Genomic DNA, 6,098 nt, shown 5'->3' on the forward strand with positions numbered 1-6,098 from the left:
GTGTGGGCCACTGCGCCCACCGGTTCGGGCAAGACGCTGGCTTTTGCGCTGCCATTGTTGCAGCACTTGCTGGCCGCGCCGCGCCAGACCAATTTCCGCCGCCCGGTGCGCACCCTGGTGCTGGTGCCCACACGCGAGTTGGCGGTACAGGTGGGCGAAGTGTTGGCCAACTTGGCGTACAAGCTGCCGCAGTCGCTCAAAGTGAACACCGTGTTTGGTGGCGTTTCGGTCAACCCGCAGATGATGGCGCTGCGTGGCGGTGCCGACATCGTGGTGGCCACGCCGGGCCGTTTGCTCGATTTGATTGATCAAAACGCCTTGCGCCTGGCCGATGTGCAGCACCTGGTGCTCGACGAGGCCGACCGCCTGCTCGATTTGGGTTTTGCCGATGAACTGCAGCGCGTGCTGGCGCTGCTGCCTGCCCAGCGGCAGACCCTGCTGTTTTCGGCCACGTTTGCACCCGAGGTAGAAGCCTTGGCTGCCAAGCTGCTGCGTGAGCCGGTTCGCATCACGGTGGAGGCCTTTGAAGGCCACAAGCCCGACATTAGGCAACGCGCCATCAGCGTGGATGAAAAAAGCCGCACCAGCTTGCTGCGTCACTTGATCAGCGAAAACGGCTGGAAACAGGTGCTGGTGTTTGTGGCCACGCGCTACGCCTGCGAGCATGTGGCGAACAAGCTCTACAAAGCGGGTGTGTTTGCCACGCCGTTTCATGGCGAGATGAGCCAGGGGGCAAGGCAAGAGGTGCTGAGTGAATTCAAGGCCGGCCGTTGGGACGTGATGGTCACCACCGACCTGGCCTCACGCGGCATCGACATCGCCATGCTGCCCGTGGTGGTCAACTACGACCTGCCGCGTTCGGCCACCGACTACACCCACCGCATCGGCCGCACGGGCAGAGCGGGGGAGCACGGCGACGCGGTGAGCTTTGTCACCGCAGCAGCGCTCTCGCATTGGCAGCTGATCCAGAAACGCGAAAGCCTGGAACTCGCTTTGGAGCAAATCCCAGGCTTTGAGCCCACCGAAACCCCGCCACCACCATCGCCCGGCAACGGCGGCATCAAGGGTTCACGGCCCAGCAAAAAAGACAAGCTGAGAACGGCGGCTGCAAAAGACGGGTCTTAACCCATCCACCCGGGCAACCAAGTGGCGATGCCCGGCACCATGAAGACAGCCACCAGCAGCAACACGCTCATTGCCAGATAAGGCGTGACCGCCAGAAAAATATGTGTCATGGTGACTGAGGGTGGGGCCACGCCGCGCATGGTCATGAGCAGCAAGCCATGGGGCGGCAAGAGCAGACCCATTTGCATGCAGATGAGGAACAGCACGCCAAACCACACCGGGTCGATGCCCAGGGCATTCACGATGGGCATGAAAATCGGCAGGGTGATCATCATCATGCTGACCTGGTCAACAAAAATGCCCAGAAAAATCAGAAACACCATCATGCCGATCAGGATCTGGTTGGCCGACAAGCCTTGCTCGGTGATGAGCTGCACCAAACCTGAGCTGGCACCCGAAAAAGACAAAATCTGCGCAAAGGTGGTGGCCCCCAAAATGATGAACAAAATCATGCCGGAGATTCCTGCAGTGCCCTTGAGCGCTTTGAGCACTGCTTCCCAGCGCAGGGCGCGGTAAAGCGCGGCCAGCAGCATGGTGGCAAAGGCGCCGAGCGCCGCGCACTCGGTGGGCGTGGCCCAACCCGCTGCCAGCGCGCCCACCACCACCCCAAAAATCGACAAGGTGGGCAAGACGTAGGCAAACAGTGGTTGCCAGCGGTCCCATCCATGGTGTTCAACGGCATCCGTGTCGGATGGGGCCAGGTGGGGGCTGATGCGCACGCGCACAATGATCCAAGCCACAAACGCCACCGACAACAGCAGCCCGGGAACCACACCGCCCAGCAGCAGCTTGGAAATCGAGATGCCCGAGAGCGAGCCCAGCAAAACCGTCAGGGCCGAAGGCGGAATCAGCATGTCCACCGCGCCGATGGCCATGATCGGACCTGTGGCCATGGTGGGGTGGTAACCGCGGGCCAGCATCACAGGCAGCATCAGGGCCCCCAGCATGGCCGTGGTGGCAATGGTGGAACCCGAGATGGCCGAAAATACCGTGCCCGCCACCACCGCGACCACCGCCAAGCGTCCAGGCACGCGAACGATCAAGCGCTCGACCCCGTCGATCACTTTCACAGCCAAACCGGTGTGGAACAAAATTTCGCCCATCAGCACAAACAGCGGAATGGGCGTGAGCGCAAAAGCCGTGACCGAACTCACGCTGTTGCGCACCAGCTGCACCAAGCCGGGCTCGCCACCCATGTAGAGCACGGCCCCGATGATGTTGACGCCCAAAAAAGTCAGCGCCACAGGCATGCCCATGAACAGCAGCAAGGTGGAGCCGCCCAACATCAACCAGGCTGCGATGGGCCAACTGCTCATGTGCAGACTCCAGACGAGAAAAATAAAAACATTTGGAACCCGTTCAAGCTGCGCTCACGGCATCTTGGCGCGGACCGCGTTCGGCATGCAGCAGGCGGTGCATGCGAAACACCATCTCGATGGACAGCAGCACAAACACCACCGGCAAAGGCGCGAGCGACCACCACTCGGGCGTGACCAGGGTTTTGATGCTGAGAGACCCCGCCGCATAACTGGCCCAGGTGGCTTGCGCGCCATACCAGGCCAGCACCAGGCAGCAGCACAAGCCCAGCACATCGCCCACCCATTCCAGCGCCCATGCAGCGCGGCGCGGAATGGCTTGCAGAAAAATGTCCACCCGAATGTGCTGGCCCTGACGCAGCAGCCAGGGGGCCACGCACATGGTGATCAGGTACAGCATCAGCTCAGACACCTCATTGCTCCAGGACAGCCCCATCGGCAGTCCTGGGATGGCCAAATTGCGCAGCGCCACATCGGCCACGATGATGAGCATCATGGCCAGCAGCAGCAGGCAGCCGAACAGGGCAAGACCCGACAGCCACCGGCCAAAGCGCTCAGACAGCGCTTGCATCATTTGGAGAACAGGGCCTTGAAGCGCGCAGCCACTTCAGGGCTTTGCTTGGCGGCACCGGCCCAGCCGATGTCGTATGCCTTGTCGCGAAAGGCCTTGGTGGTGGCGGCATCAAAGCTGATGGTCTGAATGCCTGCCTTGGTCTGGCGGGCGGTTTCTTCAGCCCCGTAACGCGCCCAGAAAGTGTTCTCGGCCTCCAGTGCCAGCAACTGCTTTTGCAGGTAGTTGCGCTGCGTGTCAGTGAGCTTTTTGTAGGCCGGCAGGTTCATGATCAGCGAGACCTCGGCGTCGTAGAAACCCGGGTCGATGCGGAACTTGGTTTTCTCGTGCCAGTTGAAGTCGAAAATACCGCCAATCGGCCAGCCATAACCGTCTACTACACCGCGCTCCAAGGCGGTGTAGACCTCGCCCGGTGGCGTGGTGATCACGCTGGCGTTCAGGGCCTGAAAGAAGTCGCGGTACACCGGCGTGATGCGGATTTTTTGACCCGCCAAGTCAGGCTTGTCGACCTTCTTGTTGGTGTAGATGTGGAAGGGCTGGTTCTCCACCATGCGGGCCAGATACTGCATGTTGCCTTTTTCATTCCAGACCTTGTTGATGGCATCAAAAGCACCGTTTTTGCGCTGCTCGGCCACAGGGATCTGGGTCAACTTCAGGAAGTCGGCCTCAGGCATCACGTTGGTGTAAAACGCACCGGTGTTGAGTGCCATGTCGACCACACCGGTTTTGACCGCGTTGCCCAGCTCAAACGACGGAATGGCGCGTGGTCCGCCGATGAAGTTGATTTGCAAAACCCCTTTGCCCTCGGCGTTGACCTTGTTGATCCACGGCTGCAGGCGTTGCACGTAAATGCCGTTTTCGGCAAAACCGCTGATCAGGCGCAGCGTGACTTCTTGCGCCAGCGTGGCCGAGCTGGCGCCGAGCGCCAAAACCAGTGCGGTGGCCTGGGTGAGTAAACGTCGTTTCATGGGCTAGTCTCCTGTTGTGGTTGCGGGTCGATGGGGAATTTGTAGGGTAGTCTTGTTTGCCACGTTGCGGGGGTCACGCAGGTGCCAGTTGCTGCACGGCCTGATCGAGCGCCTGGCCACTGTCGTCGGCCAAGGCTGCTTTGCGCAAAGCGCTCAGGCGGTTGGCCGCATCGGGCAGTTGCTGCAGGCGAGGCAAAGTGGTCATGATTTTTTCAAAATGACGCCAGCCCCGTGCATGGGTGTCGCCATAACCTTTGACCAATTGTTGTCCGCGCAGCACCTCCAGGGCCAGGTCCGCGTGGCCAGGTAACAAGTTCATGGCGTTTGCCCACCACGCTTCGATGCGTTGTTGCTCTGTTTGGTAACGCAAAGACACCGGGCGAATGCGGCGCAGGCTGGCCACGCCATACAGCAGTAGAAAACCGCGCAAGGAACTGGTTTGCACCACGCGGCCTTTTTGCGTGAAGTGGCCGACCACGGCGCGGGCAGTCTTGGAGCCCAACAACCAGCGGCCCAGGCCCGCAGGCAGGGTGTCGGCAATTTCTTCCAGCCGTGGGTGCATGAATTCGTGGATGTCGATCAGCTGCTTTTCGCTCAGGCTCACTTCCTGGCTCACGCGTGCAAAGCGTGAGCGGCGGGTTTTCAAATCGGCCACACGCACCGTGTCTTCGTAAGTCATCCACAGGGCCAAGTGCCGAGCGCCCTCGCGCAGGATGTCTTTGGCCAAAGCCGGTGTCAGAGTTAACGACGCTAAGGCGTGCGCCATGTCTTGCAAACGCCGCGCATAAAGGGTGGCATAAGCCACGTCCTGGTAATCGGCCATCCGCGTCAAACCCGAGGCGATGACCTCGTGCGCCGCTGGGGCGAATGCGCCTTCCAGACTTTGCGCCAGGGTCTGCAGCTTAGGGCCGACTTGGCGGTGCAAAGGCAAAGTCACAGGGCTGGCATCGGCCACGCTGGACGTGCTCGGTTGCAGCACCTGCATGGCCGCATCAAAGCCCGCTGCAAAAGCCTTCAGACTGGTTTTGACGCCCACACCGCTGCGCTCGATGGTGGCTTCGAATTGCGCCCTTGAAAACGGCAGGCGCTGGCTGGCCGCCAGTGCCCCATACAAAGCGGGCGCAATCAGGCTGCCGGTTTGCTCGGCCAGTTGGGCAAAGTCGGCGCTGATGAACTGCCGTGCCGCAGCCTGCGCTCCTGCCAACAGCTTGGCCGCGTCCACACGTCCGTCGCCCATGGCGGTGCGTTCGGTCATGGAATAGACGCGGTGCGAAGACGCGATGAAGGTGGTTTTTTTCGGGTCTACCAGCGCGCGTTGCAGCGCGCGACCGGCTTCCATCAATTCGGAGGCCAGCACGATGTCGACTTCACCCGGAAACGGGCTGAGCGCCATCACGGGCATTTGCCCTGTAGGCGATGCCGATTGCGGGTACATCTCGATGTAATAAATGGTGGCCCCGGTGCGCTGCGCCACGCCAGGCACCGAGGTGGTCTGTGCCCAGTGGCCGTTTTGTTCAGCCAGGTCGACCAGCCAGTCGGCCAGCACGCCACCGCCTTCGCCGCCCATGGCCAAAATGGCCAGGCTGATGATGCTTGGGGTTGGGGCGTTGTCGGTCATGCGGCAATGCCTTCCAGGCGACGTTCAATGCGGTTTTGCAGCCAGCCGATCACACGCTCACGCAGGCCTTGTTTGAAGCGGTCCCAGGCGTTGGGGTTGTTGATGATCTCGGCCCGGTAAAACGAGGGGCAGAGCACCGCAGCGTGCGCGACCTCGCCGCACAGGCCGCAGCCCACGCAGCTGTCGGCCACGGCCGCCACGGGGTCCTGGCGCAGCGGGTCGGGGTTGGGTTTGATGCTGAGCGAGGGGCAGCCCGACAATCGAATGCAGGAGTGGTCGCCGGTGCAGGTGTCGGGGTCAATGCCAAAGCGCTCACGCACCACGCGCTCGCCTTTTTGGATGCGCTGGCGAATCAGCGGCTTGACGCGCCGCTGGCGGTTGAGCATGCACTCGCTTTGCGCCACGATGACCTTGGGGCCTTGTTGTTTCGTGGTCAGGGCGTCACGCAGGGCTTGGCGCATTTGGTCCAGGCTGTAGGTGTTGGTGACCGTCTTGACCCA

General features: G+C 61.5%; 5 protein-coding genes and 1 pseudogene. 1 reads left to right on the plus strand and 5 read right to left on the minus strand.

What is annotated here, in order from left to right:
• Positions 1–1,125, plus strand: a 1,125-nt coding sequence (locus tag ACIQ47_RS14070; RefSeq protein WP_396438705.1) for a DEAD/DEAH box helicase, incomplete at its 5' end; no start/stop codon positions are given.
• Here the strand turns inward: ACIQ47_RS14070 and ACIQ47_RS14075 are convergent.
• From ACIQ47_RS14075 to ACIQ47_RS14095, 5 genes and pseudogenes are all read right to left on the minus strand, one after another.
• Entirely contained in the window at positions 1,122–2,441 is a 1,320-nt protein-coding gene (locus tag ACIQ47_RS14075; protein ID WP_396438706.1) for a TRAP transporter large permease subunit, read from the minus strand. The genes ACIQ47_RS14070 and ACIQ47_RS14075 overlap by 4 nt on opposite strands.
• A 43-nt stretch (positions 2,442–2,484) precedes the next feature.
• Entirely contained in the window at positions 2,485–3,015 is a 531-nt protein-coding gene (locus ACIQ47_RS14080; protein ID WP_396438707.1) for a TRAP transporter small permease, read from the minus strand.
• Positions 3,012–3,980: a TRAP transporter substrate-binding protein DctP gene (dctP, locus tag ACIQ47_RS14085; RefSeq protein WP_396438708.1), complete on the minus strand. Its 969-nt coding sequence runs from the start codon at positions 3,978–3,980 to the stop codon at positions 3,012–3,014. Before dctP ends, ACIQ47_RS14080 begins: the two co-directional genes overlap by 4 nt.
• A gap of 73 nt (positions 3,981–4,053) precedes the next feature.
• On the minus strand, positions 4,054–5,598 hold the full coding sequence (locus ACIQ47_RS14090) for an indolepyruvate oxidoreductase subunit beta family protein (RefSeq protein WP_396438709.1): 1,545 nt from the start codon (positions 5,596–5,598) through the stop codon (positions 4,054–4,056).
• Positions 5,595–6,098 (minus strand): annotated as a pseudogene (locus tag ACIQ47_RS14095) (indolepyruvate ferredoxin oxidoreductase); the annotation flags it as partial. The gene ACIQ47_RS14090 and the pseudogene ACIQ47_RS14095, both read right to left, overlap by 4 nt.

The organism is Limnohabitans sp. (genome assembly GCF_044373035.1).
Lineage (GTDB): Bacteria > Pseudomonadota > Gammaproteobacteria > Burkholderiales > Burkholderiaceae_C > Limnohabitans_A.